This window comes from Kytococcus sedentarius, assembly GCF_041937525.1.
Classification (GTDB): Bacteria; Actinomycetota; Actinomycetes; order Actinomycetales; family Dermatophilaceae; genus Kytococcus; species Kytococcus sedentarius_A.
The window spans coordinates 527853-548300 of the sequence record NZ_CP169391.1; the positions used below are offsets into that span (position 1 = coordinate 527853).

17 protein-coding genes are annotated in these 20448 nt (G+C 70.9%); 7 read left to right on the top strand and 10 right to left on the bottom strand.

Translation table 11 applies throughout. The annotated features are described in order from the left end of the window. Window positions 1-2 precede the first annotated feature (2 nt). Window positions 3-3554, top strand: coding sequence for a DNA polymerase III subunit alpha (gene dnaE / locus ACEY2A_RS02425; protein WP_374929300.1), 3552 nt, complete (start codon window positions 3-5; stop codon window positions 3552-3554). 2 nt (window positions 3555-3556) lie between these two features. After that, window positions 3557-4036 (top strand): AAA family ATPase, encoded by a 480-nt coding sequence (locus ACEY2A_RS02430; RefSeq protein WP_374929301.1) that lies wholly within the window; start codon window positions 3557-3559, stop codon window positions 4034-4036. A gap of 82 nt (window positions 4037-4118) precedes the next feature. Here the strand turns inward: ACEY2A_RS02430 and ACEY2A_RS02435 are convergent, their stop codons facing one another. Beyond that, a complete protein-coding gene (locus ACEY2A_RS02435; protein WP_374929302.1) occupies window positions 4119-4691 on the bottom strand; it encodes a hypothetical protein in 573 nt (190 codons plus the stop codon). Continuing rightward, window positions 4691-5002: a cupin gene (locus ACEY2A_RS02440; RefSeq protein ID WP_088817383.1), complete on the bottom strand. Its 312-nt coding sequence runs from the start codon at window positions 5000-5002 to the stop codon at window positions 4691-4693. The genes ACEY2A_RS02435 and ACEY2A_RS02440 overlap by 1 nt, the downstream gene beginning before the upstream one ends. An 81-nt stretch (window positions 5003-5083) precedes the next feature. Between ACEY2A_RS02440 and ACEY2A_RS02445 the strand changes: the two genes are divergently transcribed. Together ACEY2A_RS02445 and ACEY2A_RS02450 are read left to right on the top strand one after the other, a co-directional pair. Beyond that, window positions 5084-7264, top strand: coding sequence for a S9 family peptidase (locus tag ACEY2A_RS02445; protein WP_374929303.1), 2181 nt, complete (start codon window positions 5084-5086; stop codon window positions 7262-7264). Beyond that, window positions 7261-8514: a hypothetical protein gene (locus ACEY2A_RS02450; RefSeq protein ID WP_088817381.1), complete on the top strand. Its 1254-nt coding sequence runs from the start codon at window positions 7261-7263 to the stop codon at window positions 8512-8514. The genes ACEY2A_RS02445 and ACEY2A_RS02450 overlap by 4 nt, the downstream gene beginning before the upstream one ends. Window positions 8515-8609: 95 nt before the next feature. Here the strand turns inward: ACEY2A_RS02450 and glnA are convergent, their stop codons facing one another. Continuing rightward, window positions 8610-10034 carry a type I glutamate--ammonia ligase gene (gene glnA / locus ACEY2A_RS02455; RefSeq protein ID WP_374929304.1) on the bottom strand — a complete coding sequence of 475 codons (1425 nt, stop codon included), beginning with the start codon at window positions 10032-10034 and terminating at the stop codon, window positions 8610-8612. Between the two features lie 194 nt (window positions 10035-10228). Between glnA and ACEY2A_RS02460 the strand changes: the two genes are divergently transcribed. Beyond that, the gene (locus tag ACEY2A_RS02460; RefSeq protein WP_374929305.1) at window positions 10229-10705 is read left to right on the top strand and encodes an RDD family protein; all 477 of its coding nucleotides are present in this window, start codon (window positions 10229-10231) and stop codon (window positions 10703-10705) included. 27 nt (window positions 10706-10732) lie between these two features. On the opposite strand, the gene ACEY2A_RS02465 is transcribed toward ACEY2A_RS02460, so the two are convergent. The 5 genes from ACEY2A_RS02465 to lipB all read right to left on the bottom strand — a co-directional run bounded on the left by ACEY2A_RS02465 (window position 10733) and on the right by lipB (window position 15198). Continuing rightward, window positions 10733-11860 (bottom strand): heparan-alpha-glucosaminide N-acetyltransferase domain-containing protein, encoded by a 1128-nt coding sequence (locus ACEY2A_RS02465; RefSeq protein WP_374929306.1) that lies wholly within the window; start codon window positions 11858-11860, stop codon window positions 10733-10735. Continuing rightward, window positions 11857-12531 (bottom strand): PIG-L family deacetylase, encoded by a 675-nt coding sequence (locus ACEY2A_RS02470; protein ID WP_374929307.1) that lies wholly within the window; start codon window positions 12529-12531, stop codon window positions 11857-11859. The genes ACEY2A_RS02465 and ACEY2A_RS02470 overlap by 4 nt, the downstream gene beginning before the upstream one ends. Before the next feature lie 9 nt (window positions 12532-12540). After that, on the bottom strand, window positions 12541-13317 hold the full coding sequence (locus ACEY2A_RS02475; protein WP_374929308.1) for a DUF4191 family protein: 777 nt from the start codon (window positions 13315-13317) through the stop codon (window positions 12541-12543). A 39-nt stretch (window positions 13318-13356) separates the two neighbouring features. Continuing rightward, a complete protein-coding gene (gene lipA / locus ACEY2A_RS02480; RefSeq protein WP_374929309.1) occupies window positions 13357-14379 on the bottom strand; it encodes a lipoyl synthase in 1023 nt (340 codons plus the stop codon). Window positions 14380-14493: 114 nt separating this feature from the next. Next, a complete protein-coding gene (gene lipB / locus ACEY2A_RS02485) occupies window positions 14494-15198 on the bottom strand; it encodes a lipoyl(octanoyl) transferase LipB (protein ID WP_374929310.1) in 705 nt (234 codons plus the stop codon). Window positions 15199-15265: 67 nt separating this feature from the next. Here lipB and ACEY2A_RS02490 point away from each other — a divergent pair, with 67 nt between their 5' ends. After that, complete coding sequence (locus ACEY2A_RS02490; RefSeq protein ID WP_374929311.1) at window positions 15266-16498, top strand: hypothetical protein; 1233 nt, start codon at window positions 15266-15268, stop codon at window positions 16496-16498. 76 nt (window positions 16499-16574) lie between these two features. Here ACEY2A_RS02490 and sucB read toward each other — a convergent pair whose 3' ends face one another. Together sucB and lpdA are read right to left on the bottom strand one after the other, a co-directional pair. Next, window positions 16575-18521 (bottom strand): 2-oxoglutarate dehydrogenase, E2 component, dihydrolipoamide succinyltransferase, encoded by a 1947-nt coding sequence (gene sucB / locus ACEY2A_RS02495; RefSeq protein ID WP_374929312.1) that lies wholly within the window; start codon window positions 18519-18521, stop codon window positions 16575-16577. Between the two features lie 114 nt (window positions 18522-18635). Further along, window positions 18636-20012: a dihydrolipoyl dehydrogenase gene (lpdA, locus tag ACEY2A_RS02500; protein ID WP_374929313.1), complete on the bottom strand. Its 1377-nt coding sequence runs from the start codon at window positions 20010-20012 to the stop codon at window positions 18636-18638. A gap of 206 nt (window positions 20013-20218) precedes the next feature. On the opposite strand from lpdA, the gene ACEY2A_RS02505 reads away from it, so the two are divergent. Next, complete coding sequence (locus tag ACEY2A_RS02505) at window positions 20219-20395, top strand: DUF5302 domain-containing protein (protein WP_374929314.1); 177 nt, start codon at window positions 20219-20221, stop codon at window positions 20393-20395. The last annotated feature ends 53 nt before the right edge of the window (window positions 20396-20448 follow it).

The window sequence follows — 20448 nt, forward strand, 5'->3', positions numbered from 1 at the left end:
CGATGAGCGCGCCTGGGTCTTCTGAGAACTTCGTCCACCTGCACAACCACACCGAGTACTCGATGCTGGACGGTGCGGCGCGCATCGACGACATGTTCGCCGTCGCCGATGAGATGGGCATGCCTGCCATCGCCAGCACCGACCACGGCTCGGTCTTCGGGGCGTATGAGTTCTGGTCCAAGGCACGCAAGTTCGAGGCCAAGCCGATCGTCGGGGTGGAGGCCTACCTGACGCCGGGCACGCACCGCACGGACAAGACGCGGGTGAAGTTCGGCGACGGCGGCCGCAACGACGTCTCCGGCTCGGGCGCGTACACCCACATGACGATGTGGGCCGAGACCACCGAGGGCATGCACAACCTGTTCCGGGCGTCCTCTCTGGCCTCCATCGAGGGCTTCTACTTCAAGCCGCGCATGGACCGCGAGCTGCTGGACCGGTACGGCAAGGGGATCATCGCCACCACCGGCTGCCCCTCGGGTGAGGTGCAGACCCGGCTGCGGCTGGGGCAGTACGACAAGGCCAAGGAGGCCGCGGCCGAGTTCCAGGACATCTTCGGCAAGGACAACTTCTTCTGCGAGCTGATGGACCACGGGCTCGACATCGAGCGCCAGATCCGCGCCGACCTGTTGAAGCTGGCCAAGGAGCTGGACCTGCCGCTGGTGGCCACGAACGACCTGCACTACACGCACAAGGACGACGCGAAGGCCCACGGCGCCCTGCTGTGCGTGCAGTCCGGGTCCACCCTGATGGACCCCAACCGGTTCAAGTTCGACTCCGACGAGTTCTACCTGAAGTCCGCCGCGGAGATGCGGCACCTGTGGCGGGAGGTGCCGGAGGCTTGTGACAACACGCTGTTGATCGCCGAGCGGTGCAACGTGGAGTTCACCGAGGGTGAGGGTCGGTACATGCCGGTCTTCCCGTGCCCCGACGGACACGACGAGACCAGCTGGTTCATCTCCGAGGTGCAGACCGGCCTGGCAGCGCGCTTCCCCGACGGGGTGCCCGACTACGCGCTCAAGCAGGCTGCCTACGAGCAGGACGTCATCATCGGCAAGGGCTACCCGGGGTACTTCCTGGTGGTGGCCGACTTCATCAACTGGGCCAAGGAGAACGGCATCCGCGTGGGGCCGGGGCGTGGCTCGGGCGCCGGGTCCATGTGCGCGTACGCGATGGGGATCACCGACCTCGACCCCATTCCGCACGGCCTGATCTTCGAGCGCTTCCTGAACCCCGAGCGCGCCTCGATGCCGGACTTCGACGTCGACTTCGACGAGCGCCGTCGCCCCGAGGTGATCAAGTACGTCACCGAGAAGTACGGCTCGGACCGGGTGGCCATGATCGTCACCTACGGCACCATCAAGGCCAAGCAGGCCCTGAAGGACGCCAGCCGGGTGATGGGTTTCCCGTTCGCCACCGGGGAGAAGCTCACCAAGGCCATGCCGCCGGCGGTGATGGGCAAGGACATCCCGCTCTCGGGGATCTTCGACGAGGACCACCCGCGCTACGCCGAGGCCATCGACTTCCGCGAGCTGCACGCCAACGACCCGGAGGCGCGCGAGGTCTTCGACACCGCCGTGGGGCTGGAGGGCCTGAAGCGGCAGTGGGGTGTGCACGCCGCCGGCGTGATCATGGCGAGCGAGCCCCTCATCGACCTCATCCCGATCATGCGGCGCGAGGCCGACGGGCAGATCATCACCCAGTTCGACTACCCGTCCTGCGAGACGCTCGGCCTGGTCAAGATGGACTTCCTGGGGCTGCGCAACCTCACCATCCTCGACGACGCCATCAAGAACATCGAGATGAACCGTGAGGAGACGATCGACCTCGATGCGCTGAGCAAGGACATGACCGACCCGGCGGCCTACCAGCTGCTGGCCCGCGGTGACACGCTCGGCGTCTTCCAGCTCGACGGTGGTGGCATGCGCTCGCTGCTGCGCCTGATGCAGCCGGACAACTTCGAGGACATCTCCGCAGCCCTGGCGCTGTACCGCCCCGGTCCGATGGGGGCCAACGCCCACACCAACTTCGCGCTGCGCAAGAACGGCAAGCAGCCGGTGGACTACATCCACCCCGAGCTCACCGAGGCGCTCGAGCCGATCCTGAAGATGACCTACGGGCTGATCATCTACCAGGAGCAGGTGATGGAGATCGCGCAGAAGCTGGCCGGGTACACCCTGGGCAACGCAGACCTGCTGCGCCGCGCGATGGGCAAGAAGAAGAAGGAGGTGCTGGACGCCGAGTACGTCAACTTCGAGAAGGGCATGCTCGAGAACGGCTACTCCAAGGATGCGGTGGAGACCCTGTGGGGCATCCTGCTGCCGTTCAGTGACTACGCGTTCAACAAGGCGCACACGGCGGCCTACGGCGTGGTGTCCTACTGGACGGCCTACCTCAAGGCGAACTACCGCGCCGAGTACATGGCGGCGCTGCTCACCAGCGTGCGGGACGACAAGGACAAGTCCGCGCTGTACCTGGGGGAGTGCCGGCGCATGGGCATCAAGGTGCTGCCGCCGGACGTGAACGAGTCCATCGCGAACTTCGCGGCCGTGGGGCAGGACATCCGCTTCGGTCTGGAGGCCATCCGCAACGTGGGCGGCAACGTGGTGCGCGCCATCGAGGCCACCCGCCAGGAGAAGGGCAAGTTCACCTCGTTCGAGGACTTCCTGCGCAAGTGTCCGGCCGTGGTGTGCAACAAGCGCACCATCGACTCCCTCATCAAAGCCGGAGCCTTCGACGACCTCGGGCACCAGCGGCAGGCCCTGGCGACGGTGCACGAGGCGTACGTGGACGCGCTGGTGGGGGAGAAGAAGGAGCAGGAGCGCGGGCAGGAGTCGCTCTTCGCCTCCCTGATGGGCGACGGCGGTGAGGGGGCCGACAGCATCGGCGGCATGCCGGCGATCCCGGACCTGGAGTGGGACAAGCAGACCCTGCTGGCCTTCGAGCGGGAGATGCTGGGGCTGTACGTCTCCGACCACCCGCTGTTCGGCATCGAGCACGCGTTGAGTCGGGCGAGCGACACCAGCATCGCGCACCTGAACTCGGAGGACGGCCGGCCCGACGGGGCGGAGGTCACCATCGCGGGGCTGATCACCCAGGTGGTCACCAAGCGCAACAAGCGCGGCGAGCTGTGGGCGATCGCCACCGTGGAGGACCTGGAGGGGTCCATCGAGTGCCTGTTCTTCGCCCGCACCTACATGACCGTCTCCACGATGCTGACGCAGGACGTGGTCTGTGTGGTCACCGGGCGGGTGAAGCGGGGGGACGATGCGGTGTCGATCTTCGCCAGCGACCTGCGCCTTCCGGACCTGGACGACGGTCCGCGGGGACCGGTGATGATCCACATGGCCATGAACCAGACCACCGATGCGGTGGTGAGCAAGCTCCGGACGGTGCTCGGTGAGCACCCCGGGCCCACGGAGGTGCAGATCCACCTCACCCAGCCCGGGCGGCGCGTGGTGATGCGGGTGGAGGACGACCTGCGGGTGACGGCGTCGAACTCGCTGTTCGGCGATCTGAAGGCGCTGCTCGGGCCGGGCTGCCTGCCGGTGGGGTGAGGGTGTTGCGCACCGTCCACCTGTTCCTGGGGCTGGCAGGTTCCGGCAAGTCGACGCTGGCTCGTCAGCTCGCGGCGGACGGTGCGGCGGTGCGCTTCACGCTCGATGAGTGGATGATCCGGCTCTACCCGGGGCTGGGCATCGACGCACCCGAGTACGGGGAGCGCGCCTCGGCTGCGCGCGAGCTCATCTGGTCCGTGGCGGAGCAGGTGCTCGTGACCGGCGCCGACGCCGTGCTCGACTGGAACAGCTGGTCGCGCGAGCGCCGCGCCTGGGCCGTGGAGCGAGCCGGAGCCGTGGGGGCCCAGGTGGTGCTGCACGTGCTCGGTGCATCGATCGACCTCGCGAGCAGCCGGGCGGCAGACCGGACCGCAGCGGGCGCACCCCACAGCCACGCCGTGACCCGTGCGGGGAATGTCCACCTGGAGCGCCTCATCGAGCCGCCGGACGAGAGCGAGGGGCTGGTCATCGTCCGGCACTGAGCGGCTGCACACCGCGACCGGGGCCGTCCGGCACACGATGTCCTGTCTCACTCACTGCGCCACGGTGCTGTGCGGCCCTGGCTCAGCGGAGCTCCGCGGCGAACCCCGCCACGGCCTCGGTGAGCTCGCGCAGCACCTCGAGCTCACGCCGCCAGTCACCCGTGTGCCACCCGTGGTCAGCCCCCTCGATGCGGTGAGCCGGCGCCTCGATCCGTGCGACCGCCGCGTCGTCCCACGTCGCATCCTCGGTGCCGGCGACGAGGAGCGCCGGGGCAGTGGCCCGGGCGAGATCACGGACGCAGCCCTCATCGGTGAGCAGGGGGGTGGTCCACACCGCCGGGATGCCGTGGTCAGCGACCCAGCCGGCCCCCATCGTGCCGATAGACTTGCCCACCACCAGGTCGGGCAGGCCGGACTGGCCGGCGTCCCACTGCGACAGGACGCCCTCGACCACGCCGCGGGCGTCCTCGCGCGACCCGCCGGACAGGGACCACTGTGCGTGCCACACGTCCCAGCCGTCCAGGGTCAGGGCCCGCATCGGCAGGGCGAGCCCCGGCATCGACGCGTTGTACCCCGCACCGGGCAGCACCAGGACGCGGCGCGCACCCGGGGAGGACTCGCCGGTCCCCGCCCAGCGGGTGAGCTCGCCGGCCATCAGACGGACCCCTGCTTCTCCACCACGAGGATGCGGGCCGGGCCCTGCGGGTGGGCCACGTGCTCGTCACCGACCCCAGCGATGCAGATGCGCCCCGGGGTGAGGCGCTCCACGTGCTCGGTGCCGTCGGAGCGGTAGTGCATGTCCACGATGCCATCGAGCACCACGAACACCTCCGTGCCGTCGTTCACGTGCCAGATGTAGGGCTCGTCGGTCCAGTGCAGGCGCACCGAGGCGCCCTCCACCAGTGCCAGGTCCTGGGCGCCCCAGGCGCGGTCGGCGGTGTACTCGGCGGCGGAGAGGAAGCGCATGGCGCAACGGTAGCGGCGGAGCGTTCCCGTCGGTCCGCCCGTAGGCCACCTGCCCCGCCGACTGACCGTAGGGTGAGCCGCATGTCTGCTGTCACCCCGCCGGTTCCCCCGGGCCCGCCCGTCGCGCCCCGTCGTCCGCTCGAGCGTGAGCACCACGGCCAGCTGTTCACCGACGACTGGGAGTGGCTGCGCGACACCGAGGACCCCGAGGTGGTCGCCCACCTGCAGGCCGAGAACGCCTGGACCGACGCCCAGCTCGCGCCGCAGGATGCGCTCCGCGAGCGCATCTTCGGCGAGATCAAGGCCCGCGCCCAACAGACCGACGTCTCCGTCCCGTCCCGCCACGGCCAGTGGTGGTACTACACGCGCACCGTGGAGGGCCAGCAGTACCCCCTCCACGCCCGCGTGGCCGCCACCGGCGAGTACGCCACCGACCGACCCCGACTCGATGCGGGGAACGTCCCGGCGGGCGAGCAGGTGCTGCTCGACGGCAACGCCGAGGCCGGGGACTCCACCTTCTTCTCCCTGGGCGGTTTCACCGTCAGCCGCGACGACGCCCGCCTGGCCTTCGCCGTGGACACCGCCGGCGACGAGCGGTTCGCGGTCACGGTGGTGGACCTGGCCACCGGCGAGCGCATCGACGAGTCGATCACCGGGGTCGGCTACGGGCTGTGCTTCAGCCACGACGCCACCCAGCTCTACTACGTGCGCGTGGACGAGTCCTGGCGCCCGCACGAGGTGTGGCGACACACCATCGGGGCCGACCCGGCCACCGACGAGCTGCTGCACACCGAGTCCGACGAGGCCTGGTGGATGGGGCTGGACTCCTCCGGTGACGAGCGGTGGGTGCTCATCGGCAAGGCGTCCTCGGACTCCAGCGAGTGGTGGTTGGTGGACGCCACCGACCCGGCCTCCCAGCCGCAGGTGGTGCAGCCCCGGCAGGACCGGCTGGAGTACGACGTCGACGTGGCCGGCCGCGACCTGCTGCTGGTGCACACCCTCAACACCCGCGAGGGGGAGCTGGCCACCGCCACCGTGGACGCCCCGGGGCTGGAGCACTGGCAGCAGGTGTCCCCGCCGGCCGAGGGGGAGCGCCTGCTGGGGTGCGAGCTGTTCGAGCACTTCGCCCTGGTCTCGCTGCGCCGCGACGGGCTCACGGGCCTGCGCCTGCTGCCCCGCGGTGGGCAGGGCGAGCCCGCCACGGCCGATGACGGCCTGGCCCTGGGCGCCCCGGTGGACGTCGTGCCCGATGAGGCGCTCTACACCCTCGGCGCCGGCACCAACCCCGAGTTCACGGCCACGACCCTGCAGGTGGTGACCGAGTCGTTGGTCACCCCGCCCACCACCAGCGAGTACGACCTCGCCCCCCTGCTGGCCGGCGACCCGCTGCCTGCACCCACGGTGCTGCGCCAACAGCCGGTGCTCGGCGGCTACGACCCGGCCGCCTACACCCAGGAGCGCCTGTGGGCGACGGCCCAGGACGGCACCCGCATCCCGATCTCGCTGGTGCGGCGCAACGACGTGGAGCCCGACGGCACCGCCCCCGGCCTGCTCACGGGCTACGGCGCCTACGAGGTGTCGAACGACCCGGACTTCCGCATCAGCCGCCTGTCCCTGCTCGACCGGGGCGTGGTCTTCGCCATCGCCCACGTGCGCGGCGGCGGCGAGATGGGCCGCGCCTGGTACGAGGCCGGCCGCATGGAGCACAAGGCCAACAGCTTCACCGACCTCAACGCGTGCGCCCACGCCCTGGTCGATGCGGGGTGGGTCGATGCGGGGCGTCTCGCCGTGGAGGGTGGGTCGGCCGGGGGCCTGCTGCTGGGTGCGGCGATCAACCTGGAGCCGGACCTCTACCGGGCGGCCCACCTGGCGGTGCCCTTCGTGGACGCGCTCACCACCATCCTCAACCCCGAGCTGCCGCTCACCGTGGGGGAGTGGACCGAGTGGGGAAACCCGCTGGCGGACTCCGCGGTCTACGACCGCATGGCGTCCTACACCCCGTACGAGAACGTGCGGCAGGCGCAGTACCCGGCCATGCTGGCGACCACCAGCCTCAACGACACGCGCGTGGGGTGCGGGGAGCCGACCAAGTGGGTGCAGGCGGTGCGCTCGCAGGTGACGAACGACCCCATCGAGCGTCCCGTGCTGCTGCGCACGGAGATGGTCGCCGGCCACGGCGGGCGCTCCGGCCGGTACGACGCCTGGCGCGACCGGGCGCTGGAGCTGGCCTTCCTGCTCACCCACATCGGGGTGGAGTCGTGACCGAGCACGATGCGGGCAGCGGGCCCGACGTCGTGCTCCCCGAGGGGCGGGAGATCACGCGCCTGCAGGTGTTGAGCACCATCTGGTCGGTGGTGGACCACGCCTCGGGCATGCAGGACGACGTCCCCGCCCTGTGGGCACGGTGCGCGACCGACGCGGAGCCCACCCGGGTGATGCGGCTCCACGCGTCGGGGAGCGTTCCGCCGGCGGCCGCTGGGGGTGAGGGCGGATCCGGTGCGGCTGACGCGCTGCCGGAGGAGTCGCTCACGGTCACCGACGAGCAGGCCGGGTACCGGTTCGCGTCGCGGCTCATCTCCTCGTCCATCGCCGAGCACGTGGGTCAGGCGCTGATGCTGCACGCCGGCGCCCTCACCGCCCCGGGCAGCAGTCGTGCGATCGCCCTGGTGGCCGCGTCCGGCACGGGCAAGACCACTGCCAGCCGGGTGCTGGCCCAGGCGGGATGGGGGTACCTCACCGACGAGTGCGTGGCCGTGGGGGAGGACCTGGTCATCCAGCCGCTGCCGAAGCCGCTCTCCATCGTCACCGACCCGGCCGTCGGCGGGCACCTCAAGCACCAGGTGGGTCCCGACGAGCTGGGCATGGCCCTGCCGGAGCACCCCGCATCGTTGGGTGGGCTGGTGCTGCTGCGGCGTCTGCGCACCCAGGAGGAGGTGCAGCAGGATGGAGGCACGCTGCCGCGGTTGGAGCAGGTCGACCTGGCCGAGGCGCTGGGGCGTCTGGCGCCGCAGAGCTCGGCGCTGAGCCGCACGCCCGGGGGGCTGGGCCGGATGGTCGAGGTGGTCCGCGAGGTGGGGGTGGTGGAGCTGGTCTACGCCGAGATCGAGGAGGCCTCGGACCTGCTGGCCGAGTGGGTGGCGGGTCAGGTGCACCATCCGCGGCGCGCGGCGGACGAACCGAACGTGCTCGTCGGCGGGGCCCCGTGGGACCAGGTGCCCGAGCGGTCCACCGACGACGAGCCGCTGCCGTCCACGGCCCGGGTGGAGCGCGTCGACTTCTCCACCGCGGTGCTCACCACCGACGGCCAGGCCGTGGTGATGACCGGGTCGGAGGTCACACAGCTGGGTCCGTTGGGTCGGGTGCTGTGGGAGCAGCTCGGCGAGCGCCCCCGCTCCCTGGCCGAGCTCCAGGAGGTCCTGGTGGAGACCTTCGGGGAGCACCCGCAGGCGTCCCTCATCACGGCCGACGCGCTGGCGTCCCTCCGGCGGCAGGGTCTGGTGCGCGTGGTCTGACGCGCCCACGCGACCGCCCGCTGCCCGCGAGTGCGGACAACGGGCGGTCAGCGGTGCTGTCCCTGGGGGAATCGTTGTGCCCCAGGGGATCATCCTCAGATGTGGTAGTAGAGCTCGTACTCGTACGGGTTCGGGCGCAGGCGCATGGGCTCGATCTCGTGGGTGCGCTTGTAGTCCACCCAGGCGGCGATCAGGTCGTCGGTGAACACGTCACCCTCGGTGAGGAAGTCGTGGTCGGCCTCCAGCGCCAGCAGTGCGTCGTCCAGCGAGAAGGGCAGCTGCTCGATGGCGTCCTGCTCCTCCGGCGGCAGCTCGTACAGGTCCTTGTCCACCGGCTCCGGCGGCTCGATGCGGTTGCGGATGCCGTCGATGCCGGCCATCAGCTGCGCCGCGAAGCACAGGTACGGGTTGGACGACGGGTCCGGCACGCGGAACTCCACCCGCTTGGCCTTGGGGGAGGACCCGGTGATCGGGATGCGGATGCAGGCCGAGCGGTTGCGGGCCGAGTACACCAGGTTGACCGGGGCCTCGTAACCGGGGACCAGGCGCCGGAACGAGTTGATGGTCGGGTTGGTGAACGCCAGCAGCGCGGGGGCGTGCTTGAGCAGACCACCGATGTACCAGCGCGCGGTGTCCGAGAGCTGGGCGTACCCGTTCTCGTCGTGGAACAGCGGCTCGCCGTCCTTCCACAGGCTCTGGTGGGTGTGCATGCCCGAGCCGTTGTCGCCCATGACCGGCTTGGGCATGAAGGTGGCCGAGCGGCCGTCCTCCCACGCGGTGCCCTTGACGACGTACTTGAACTTCATCATGTCGTCACCGGCGTGGAGCAGGGTGTTGAACTTGTAGTTGATCTCCTGCTGCCCGGCGGAGCCCACCTCGTGGTGGCTGCGCTCCACCTCGAGGCCCACGTCCGACAGGTTGGCGCAGATCTGGTCGCGCAGGTCGGTGTAGTGGTCGGTGGGGAACACCGGGAAGTAGCCACCCTTGGTGCTCACCTTGTAGCCCTGGTTGCCCCCGAGCTCCTCGGCCCCGGTGTTCCACGCGGCGGCCTCGGCGTCGACGGCGTAGAAGGAGCTGCCGGGCTTGGTCTCGAACCGCACGTCGTCGAAGACGTGGAACTCGGCCTCGGCGCCGATGAAGACGGTGTCGGCGATGCCCGTGGTCTTCAGGTACTCCTCGGCGCGCTTGGCGATGGTGCGGGGGTCGCGGCCGTAGGGCTCGTCGGTGAAGGGGTCGACGATGGAGTAGTTCATGACCAGCGTCTTGGCGTCACGGAAGGGGTCGATGTACGCGGTGGCGACGTCCGGCAGCAGCTTCATGTCGGACTCGTGAATGGCCTGGAAGCCGCGGATGGAGGAGCCGTCGAACATCTGACCCTCGGACAGGGCCTCGGCGTCGACCGTGGAGGCCGGCACGTTGAAGTGCTGCATCACCCCGGGGAGGTCGCAGAAGCGGATGTCGAGGAACTCCACCTCCTCGTCGCGGATGTAGTCGATGACCTCTTGCGGGCTCTTGAACACGTCGGTGCCCTCCTGGGAGCGAGATGTGACCGTCAGCGTGCGGCCGGGACCGCCGGTGACGAGGTGACTGCTCCAGCCTATCCACTGGCCTTTGCCGTGGCGTCACCTCCGTGTTACGGGCTGGTTACGTGTCGTGTCTCGCGATCCGATGGGGTGCGCGTGGCGGCTCCGGTGGCGATCCGTACCCTGTGCGCGTGGACAGACGTGAGATCGGCTCGTGGCTCAGCGGACCCCGTGCGGCGCTGCCGGAGGACCAGCGCCCGCCTGAGCAGGACCACCCGGGGCAGCGGCTGGGCCTGCCGGCCACGGGGCCCGGGTCCATCGCACCTCTCCTGCGGCGGTTGGTGGCGTTGTTCATCGACTGGTTCGCCTGCCTGGCCATCACGGCGGCCACCTGGGGTGATCTGCAGGCCGGGGGCACCGGACAGCTGGTGACCCTGGGCATCTTCGTGCTGGAGAACATCATCCTGGTGGCCACGCTGGGTTCCACCCTGGGCCACAAGGTGATGGGCCTGCAGGTGATCCGCCTGGACGACCGGCCCGTCAGCCTCCTGGACTCCATCTCCCGGGCGCTCCTGCTGGGGCTGGCGGTGCCGGCGCTGATCTGGGACCGCGACCTGCGCGCGATGCACGACTGGCCGCGTCGCACCGCCATCGTCCGGGGCCGCTGACCCGGCGCCCCTGCCTCATCCCCTGGTTCAGGGGCGCACGTAGATCCGCCACCGCGCGAGCAGCACGGCCAGCGCCACCCAGACGCCCACGAACACCACGCCGTACAGCCACCGGCCCGGGTCGCCCCCGCCCCCGAGATCCACGATGCGGTCGGCCAGCGAACGCTCGCCGGACCGCGCCCAGTGGAGCGCCACGTGCGAGCCGAAGTAGCCCAGCAGCGCATTGCGTCCCAGCGCCACGGGCACCCGGACCAGCACACCCTCCGAGGCCCGGGAGCGTGCGTCGAAAACCAGGTAGGCCGCCAGCAGCACGAGCACTCCGGGCACGGCGGTCAGCAGGGCGAAGGAGGGGGTCCAGATGCGCTTGACGGCAGGCAGTCCCAGCAGCTGCAGCAGCACCGACCCGGCCACGCAGAGCCCCACCAGCACCAGCACCCGCTGCGTGATGCGGCGGGCCGCCCCCGGCTCACCGCGCAGGTCCCGCAGCCAGGCACCGGCGACCAGCCCCACCCCGGCGGTCACCAGCGCACCGGACAGGGCCACCAGTCCCTCCGGGTCGTGTCCGGCGGCTCCCGCGTGGTAGGCGTGCTGCCCCATCCAGGGCAGGTCGATGCTGCGCGACGGATTGCACTCGGGGGTCAGGCCGCCGCACCGTGCGGCCCACACCCTGTGCAGGGTGATGGTGCCGGCCAGGGCCACCGTCAGGGCCACACCCCAGTGGCGGGGCGTGCGCAGCCGAGTGCTGAGCAGTGCCACCACGGGCACCAGCACGGCGTAGAGCTGCAGCGGCCCCATCAGGCGGAACTCCTCCAGCGGCGGCCAGTCCAGCAGCACCCCGTTGTAGAGCAACCCGCAGGCCCAGAGCACCAGCGAACGACGCAGCACCACCAGTGGGCGGCTGCGGTGGGCATAGGCGAAGGCGAGCCCGGCCCCGGCCAGCACCACGAAGCTGGGGAACACCAGGTCCATCACCCGCACGCCTTCCCACGGTGCGTGGCGCAGCTGGTCCGGCACCGGGGGCAGCACCGCGATGACCGTCAGGTTGGCCAGGACCGCGATACCCCGGGCCCAGTCGAGCGCCGTCAGCCGCCCCGTCCGCCCCGAGGGCGCTGACGGGGCCGGTGGCCCCACCGGTGCGGTGGTTGCGCTGCTCACGTCACCACCGCCGAGGCGTAGTCGGCCGCCCGCAGGTCCTCGAACAGCCTGCGCACGGAGGAGTGGCCGAACGGGGAGTAGGCCTCATCGGCCCGTCGCGCCGCCTCCGGGTCCGGGCAGTCCCAGCGGGCGCCACCCTCCGCCCCGGGCGGAAGCCCCCACCGGGCGCGCCGGCCGGCCAGGTCGCCCACCACCCGGGCCACCACGCGGTGGTCGGCGTGCTCGTCCTCGTGGTGGCTGGCGCTGGCCACCACCGCATCACCGAGGGGCTCCAGCACGGGGCGCAGGGCGAGGCGCACCGCATCGTCGGTGAGCTCCCCATCGGGCAGGTCGAGATGCCGCACCTCACCAAGGCCCCCGGTCAGCGCCAACCACGCCGCCTCCTGCTCGGCCGTGCGCACCCGGGTGAGACGGTCGGTGCTCCACGATGCGGGGCGGGCGCCACTGGCGGCGCCCCGGGTCACGGCCACCAGCACCAGCCGGTCACCGCGGTCACGGGCGTGCAGGACGTAACCGGCGAGGCGGAGGGTCTCGTCATCGGGGTGAGGGCTCACCACCACGATCGTGCCCCGCGGTGCACAGGCCCCGAGCGTGACGCCTGCGCCGACCATGCCGGAGAGCACCGTGCGACGCGACGGCGACCCCGCGCGACGGGGCGCGGTGGGCGTCATGAACCCGGCTCAGCGCAGGGTGGAGCGCTTCGCCGCCCGCATCCGCTGGGGGTCGACGCCCTTGGGCATGCCGGCCTGCTGCTTCAGACCACCCATGGCGGTCAGGCGGCGGTGCACCGCCTCGGCCTCGGCGGCCGTGATCTGCTTGGGCAGCTTCTTGGCCTCGCGGATCACCTGGCTCATGGGCGTGCGGTCGTCACCGGAGCCCACCAGGTAGGTCGCGACGGGCACCTCGGGGCCGACGATGCGGTGCACGTGCTTCTCCTGCGCGGTCAGCATGCGCTGTGCAGCGTTCTTGGGCCCCTCCGCCACCAGCAGCACACCGCGTCGGCTCACGCCGCGGAAGACCATGGCCGCAGCGCTCAGGTCCTGCATGCCCCGGGCACGGCGCGGCATCTCGGCCGCCACCGGCTCCTGCTCGTACCACCAGCTGCGGCCCAGGGCCTGCAGCACGGCGCCACCCTGACCGGGCTGGCCCTCCACCTGGGTGTAGGCCGCCTTCTGCGCCAGTCGGCCCAGCGTGAAGGTCACGGCCACCAGCGCGATCGGCAGACCCAGCACCAGGAAGTAGACGAACAGGTCGAACAGCAGCCCCAGCACGCCGAACAGCAGCATCACGCCGAGGAAGACCGCCAGCATCAGCCACGGGGTGTTCGGGTTCGCCCGCGCGGTCATGCGGTAGACCTCGCCGATCTGCGACAGGGTCTTCTTCATGCGTCCGGTGAGCTTCGGCTTGGCGGCCTTCGCCTTCGCCGTGCGGGTGGACTTCTTGTCCTTCGTCGCCATGCGCGGAGTGTTCCTCGGTGTGTGGGGTGTGGGTGTGGGTCAGGCGGTGGCGCCGAGTCGCTTCTCGACCAGGGTGCGGGCCTCCTGGCGGGCGCCGTCCTCGGCCGCCTCACCCAGGTGGGACAGGTGCTCGGGGATCTCGCGGCCGAGCTTCTTCATCGTCTGGGCCCAAAGGCGTCCCGCACGGTAGGAGGAGCGCACCAGCGGGCCGGCCATGATGCTCATGCCCAAGGACTCACCGTACTCGCTGTGGGCCACGAACTCCTCGGGCTTCACCCACCGGTCGATGGGGTGGTGCAGCTTGGAGGGGCGCAGGTACTGGGTGATCGTCAGGATGTCGCAGCCCGCATCCTTCAGGTCGCGCATCGCCTGGCGGATCTCCTCGTCGTCCTCGCCCATGCCCAGGATGAGGTTGGACTTGGTGAGCAGCCCGTCCTCCTTGGCCATGGAGATGACCTTGAGGGACTTCTCGTAGGTGAAGGCCGGACGGATCTGGCGGAAGATGCGCGGCACGGTCTCCAGGTTGTGGGCGAAGACCTCGGGGCGCGCGTCGAACACCTTCTGCACCAGCTCGGGCTTGGCGCCGAAGTCGGGCGGCAGGATCTCGACGCCCGTGTTCGGGTTGCGCTCGTGGATGGCGCGGATGGTGTCGGCGTAGAGGGTCGCGGCACCATCGGGCATGTCGTCGCGGGCCACACCGGTCACCGTGGCGTAGCGCAGGTTCATCTGCGCCACCGAGTTCGCGACCTTCATCGGCTCCATCGGGTCGAGCGCCTGCGGCTTGCCGGTGGCGATGTCGCAGAAGTCGCAGCGGCGGGTGCAGGTGTCACCGCCGATGAGGAAGGTCGCCTCGCGGTCCTCCCAGCACTCGAAGATGTTCGGACAGCCGGCCTCCTGGCACACGGTGTGCAGGCCCTGGCCCTTCACCATCGAGTTCACCTCGCGGTACTCCGGGCCCATCTTGGCGGTGGTCCGGATCCACTCGGGCTTGCGCTCGATCGGCGTCTCGGCGTTGCGCGCCTCGACGCGCAGCAGACGGCGACCCTCGGGGGCGATGGTCACGTGACGACTCCCTGCGGTTGACGATGGTGTTCCGGGCCCCCCGGTGGGGGTGGTACCCGGCCAGTGGTCAAGGATACGCCGCGGGCTGCGCGAGCCGCCCTGCGGGCGGGGGTCTCAGGCGCTGGCGGGTTCGGCGACGCCCAGGGGCCGGGGCACCTCGACGGCTCCCAGCACCTCGTGCAGGTGCCGCTCCACGACCGGGAGCACCTCCCGCACCGAGACCGGGTCCCGACCGGCGCGAGCGAGCTCGGCGGCCATGGTGGTCACCCCGGCATCGGCGATGCCGCAGGGCACGATGCCGTCGGCCCACCCCAGGGTGCAGTCGACGTTCAGGGCGAAGCCGTGCATGGTGACGTCGCGGCTCACGCGGATGCCGATGGCGCCGATCTTGCGGTCCTGCCGCAGGGCGGGGTCGGTCGAGCCCGGGTCACCGAGGAGCCAGGCGCCGCTGCGGCCCTCCACCCGGACGGCCTCGATGCCGTACTCCGCCACGGTGCGGATGAGCACGTCCTCCAGCCGCCGCACGTGGGCCACGACGTCCACCGGATCGGCGAGCCGGACGATGGGGTAGCCGGTGAGCTGGCCGGGCCCGTGCCACGTGATCTTGCCGCCCCGGTCGACGTCGATCACGGGGGTGCCGTCCAGGGGCCGCTCGTGGGGCTCGGTGCGCTTGCCCGCGGTGTAGACCTCCGTGTGCTCCAGCAGCAGCACCGTGTCCTCCCCGCCCTCGACGACCTGCTGGTGGACCTGCTTCTGCAGCTCCCAGCCGTCCATGTACTCCACGGTGTCCGGTACGAGTCCCACGTGTTCACAGCGCATGACGCCGAGGGTACGCCTGTGGACGACGACCGACACGGCGGCCGGCACCTGGGACAGGCTGCGGGGCATGGCACGAGTGGACGAGCTGTTGGAAGAAGGGTGGCGACCGCGACCGCAGGAGGTGGTGCGCCTCCTGCGGGACCTGGGCGCCGAGCTCACGCGCTTGCACGAGGGCGGGGCGGTGCACGGGGGCATCAGCCCCGCATCGGTGGAGCGGACCGAGGGCGGGGCCTTCCGTCTGCGGCCGGCCGAGGCGGCCGGGCGCGATCCCTGGTTGAGCGAGCCGCCGGAGGTGGTCGACGGCGACGCGCCCACGGTGCAGAGCGACGCCTACGAGCTCGCGGCCACGACCGAGGTGGTGGTCCGTGAGACCTCGTGGGAGGTGCCCGGGTCCCTGGTGGTGGCGGTGCAGCGTGGGCTGCGCGAGAACCCGGCGGCCCGCCCGTCGGTGACAGCATTCGTCGTGTGCGCCACGGAGGGACTGGTGGACCTCGAGGCGGAGGACGGCCACCTGGCGCAGACCGTGGACGCCACCGACGTGACCGGGCCCCCGACCGATGCCGTGCCGGTGCTGGCGGACCAGGGGGAGCCGGCCGCGCCCGGTGGTGACGGGCCCCTGGACGGTGAGGAGCAGGACTCCGAGCGGATCGCCCGACTGCGGGAGGCACTTCGTGCCGCCGCGGACGAGCCGCCCCGGCGCGGGCTGCCGGGCGCCGCGCGGCCCCGGCCGCGGGTGCTGGTCGCGGCGGCGGTGGGTCTGCTGCTGGCCGGGGGACTGTGGTGGGTCGGCCGTGAGGGCCCGGAGCCGGTGGCCGCGCAGACGGCTGCCCAGCCCGCGCCCGAGGTGCCGGGGGAGGACCGGGCGCCAGCCGACGGTGACCCCGCCCCGGAGGCACCCCCGGCGTCCCCTGCGTCCCCCGTGGAGTCGTCAGCCGCGCAGCAGTCGTCAACGGCTCGTGCGCCCTCGGTGGAGGCCGACCACCTGGAGGAGCTGCTGCAGGCACGGGCCTCCGCATGGGCAGCGGGTGACGAGGAGGCCCTGGCCGAGGTGGTCGTCCCCGGGAGTCCCGCCTGGCAGCGGGACACCGCCACCGACCCCGGCGAGGGCCTCCCGGACCGCCCGGGGTACCGCGTGCTGGACCTGCAGGCGGTGCCTGGTGAGGAGGGGCCTGAGCAGGTGGTCACCGCATCGGTGGCACAGGGTCCCCAGGGGCGCCCGGTGCCCGTGCGGCTCGTGCTGGAGCAGCGGGAGGGAACGGGCCAGCCCCTGCGGCTCGTGGACTGGTCGGTGGTGCCGTAGACGGCCAGGGGCCCCTCACGATCGATCGTGAGGGGCCCCTGGGTGCAAGGGGGAGCCGCCGGGGCGGCACCGGTGATCAGACCTCGAAGTGACCGCCCTCCAGGCGCTCCTTCATGGTGCTGAGGAAGCGCGCGGCGTCGGCACCGTCCACGATGCGGTGGTCGTAGGACAGGGCCAGGTACACCATCGAGCGGATGGCGATGGTCTCCAGGCCGTCCTCGTCGCTCACCACGACCGGACGCTTCACCACGGCGCCGGTGCCGAGGATCGCCACGTTCGGCTGGTTGATGATCGGGGTGTCGAAGAGCGCCCCACGCGACCCGGTGTTGGTCAGCGTGAAGGTGGCACCGCTCAACTCGTCCGGGCCCACCTTGTTGTCGCGGGTCCGGCTGGCCAGGTCGTCGATCTTCCGGGCGATGCCGGCGATGTTCAGCGACCCGGCGTCCTTGATGACCGGGACCAGCAGGCCCTTCTCGGTGTCGACGGCCATTCCCAGGTTCTCCTGGGCGTGGTAGACGATCTCGTCGTCCTCCAGGCTGGCGTTCACCGTCGGGTGCTCCTTGAGCGCCTCGATGGCGGCCTGCGCGAAGAAGGGCAGGAACGAGAGCTTCACACCCTCGCGGGCCTGGAAGTCCTTCTTCGTGCGGTCACGCAGACGCGCGATCTTGGTGACGTCCACCTCGACCACCGTGGTGAGCTGGGCAGAGACCTGCAGCGACTCCATCATGCGCTGCGCGATGACCTTGCGCAGGCGGCTCATCTTCTCGGTGGTGCCGCGCTTGGCCTGCAGGTCCTCCAGACCGCCGCCGGAGCCGGACTTCTGTGCCGGGGCGTCGGAGCCCTTGGACGCCGACTTCTGGTCCTTCTCGGCCGGCTTCTCCGCTGCCGACTTCTCCTCGGCAGGGGGCTCCTCGGTCTTGTCGGAGTCCTTGCCCTCGGCAGCAGCCAGCACGTCCTGCTTGCGGATGCGGCCACCGACACCGGAACCCTCCAAGCTGGAGAGGTCCACGCCGTGCTGCTTGGCCAGCTTGCGCACCAGCGGGGTCACGTAGGTCTCGGAGCCCCCGGAGGAGTCCTTGTCCTCGGCGTCGGACTTCTCGTCCTTCTTCTGGTCCTTGGCGTCCTTCTTGTCCGCGTCGGACTTCTGGGGCTTCTCGTCCTCGCCGGACTTCTTGGCCTTCTTGGCCTCGTCCTTCGAGGGCTCGGACTCCTCGTCGGAGCCGCCCTCGTCACTGCCCGCGGCCACCTCCTCGGAGGTACCGGCGTCCATCGTGTCGTCGTCGGAGGAGTCCTCGGCCTTCTTCTCGGCCTTCTCCTCCTCCTTCGGCTTCTCGTCCTGCGCGTCGTCGGCGTCGTCGGCGTCGTCGCCGCCGGACTCGCCGCCGATCACGCCGAGCTCGCCACCGACCTCGATGGTCTCGTCCTCACCGGCAATGATCTTGGACAGCACGCCCGCGTAGGGGGAGGGGATCTCGGTGTCGACCTTGTCGGTGGAGACCTCGAGCAGCGGCTCGTCGACCTCGACCTCGTCGCCCTCCTCCTTCAGCCAGCGGGTGACGGTGCCCTCGGTCACGGACTCGCCGAGCTCCGGCATCGTCACCGTCTGGCCCTCGCCCCCGCCACCGGAGGACTTCTTGGGCTTCTCGGACTTCTCCTCGGACTCGGCGTCCTCGTCGGCGGACTCGTCCTGCGCGGGCTCGTCGGCGGACTCGTCCTGCGCGGACTCCTCCTCGGCGGGCTCGCTGTCCTCCTCGGAGTCACCCGAGTCGTCCGAGCCCCCACCCTCGTCGTCGCCGATGACGGCCAGGTCGCCACCCACCTCGACGGTGTCGTCCTCCTCGGCCAGGATCTCCTGCAGCACTCCGGCCACCGGGGAGGGGATCTCGGTGTCCACCTTGTCGGTGGAGACCTCGAGCAGCGGCTCGTCGACCGCAACCTCGTCACCAACGCCCTTCAGCCAGCGGGTCACCGTGCCCTCGGTCACGGACTCGCCGAGCTCCGGCATCGTCACCTTCTCAGACATTCCCTGTCTCCTCGGTAGATCGTTGAGCGGTCTTTGCTGCCCTTGCGGGCCCATTGTCCACGGTCTCGACGGTCACGCACCACCCGGGGCGTGCCCGCCGAGACCGCGCCTGTCTCAGTTGTGTGCGTGCAGCGGCTTGCCGGCCAGGGCCAGGTGGGCCTCGCCGAGTGCCTCGTTCTGCGTGGGGTGGGCGTGGATGAGGGCCGCGACCTCCTCGGGCATGGCCTCCCAGTTGTAGATGAGCTGCGCCTCGCCGACCTGCTCGCCGATGCGGGCGCCCACCATGTGGATGCCGACGACCGGGCCGTCCTTGCGGCGGACCAGCTTGACGAAGCCCTGGGTGCCCAGGATCTGGCTCTTGCCGTTGCCGCCGAGGTTGTACTCCACCGACTCGACCTCGCCGTACTTCTCCCGGGCGGCGGCCTCCGTGAGGCCCACCGAGGCGATCTCGGGGTCGCAGTAGGTCACGCGCGGGATGCCCGACTCGTCGATGGGGGTGGGGTCCAGACCAGCGATCGTCTCGGCCACGAAGATGCCCTGGGCGAAGCCGCGGTGGGCAAGCTGCAGCCCGGGGACGATGTCACCGACGGCCCACACGTGCTCCACGGAGGTGCGCAGCTTCTCGTCCACGGTGACGAAGCCGCGGTCCAGCGTGACGCCGGCCTCCTCGAAGCCCATGTCCTCGGTGACCGGCCCGCGGCCGATGGCCACCAGCAGCATGTCCGCCTCGATCTCGGTGCCGTCCTCGAGCTTCACGGTCACGCCGTCCTCGCGGTTGTCCACCGACTGGAAGCGGGCGCCGGTGCGCACGTCGATCTTGCGCTTGCGGAAAGCACGGTTCAGGGTCTTGCTCACGGCCTCGTCCTCGGCCGGCACGATGCGGTCCAGCCCCTCCACCACGGTGACCTTGGCGCCGAAGCTGGTGTAGACGCTGGCGAACTCCACGCCGATCACGCCACCACCCAGCACCACGACGGAGTCGGGCACCGTGTCCAGCTGCAGGGCCTGCTCGGAGGTCATGACGCGCCCGCCCACCTCCAGGCCGGGGATCAGCTTCGGGCGCGAACCGGTGGCCAGCACCACGTCCTTGCCCACCAGCTCGCGGTCGCCCACGGTGACGGTGTTCGGAGCGGTCAGGCGCCCCTCGCCCTCCACATAGTCCACCTTGCGGGACTTCACCAGACCCTGCAGCCCCTTGTGCAGGCGGCCGATGATGCCCTCCTTGTAGGTGTTCACCTGACCCATGTCGATGCCCTCGAAGGTGGCGTTCACGCCGAAGGTGGCGCTCTCACGGGTGCTGTCGGCCACCTCGGCGGCGTGCAGCAGCGCCTTGGTGGGGACGCAGCCGGAGTGGAGGCAGGTGCCGCCCAGCTTGCCCTTCTCCACCAGGGCGACCGTCATGCCCAGCTCCGCGGCGCGCAGGGCGGCCGCGTAACCACCACTTCCACCGCCGAGGATCACGAGGTCGTGGGTGGGCGTGCTGCTGGGCATGGGGACTCCTGACGTCGGCGGCCTCCGCAGGCGCCGTTGCCTCGGAGGGGAACGTGGCCCATCGTGCCACGCGGTGGGCGACCGCAAGTGCACGGTGCGAGGTCCGGGAAAACCTGTGGACGGGGTGCTCCGGGGCTGCCACAGTGGACGGAGTCGAGCACCGCGGACCGGCCGCGTCGCAGCATCGGCGGGAAGGAGGTCGAGTCATGACGAACGAGCACGTCACCGACGAGACCAAGCGCAAGTTCGAGGAGGCCCTCAAGGCCAAGAAGGCCCACGGGGGCACGGACGTGTCGGCCGAGGGAGGCCACGGCAAGGTGGACCACCCCCACGGCGCGGAGACCTCGGGCGCCCAGCAGATGTTCCGACGCAAGAGCATCTGAGCGCCGTTCTCGACGTGCAAGGAGCCCCCACCCGGTGCGACCGGGTGGGGGCT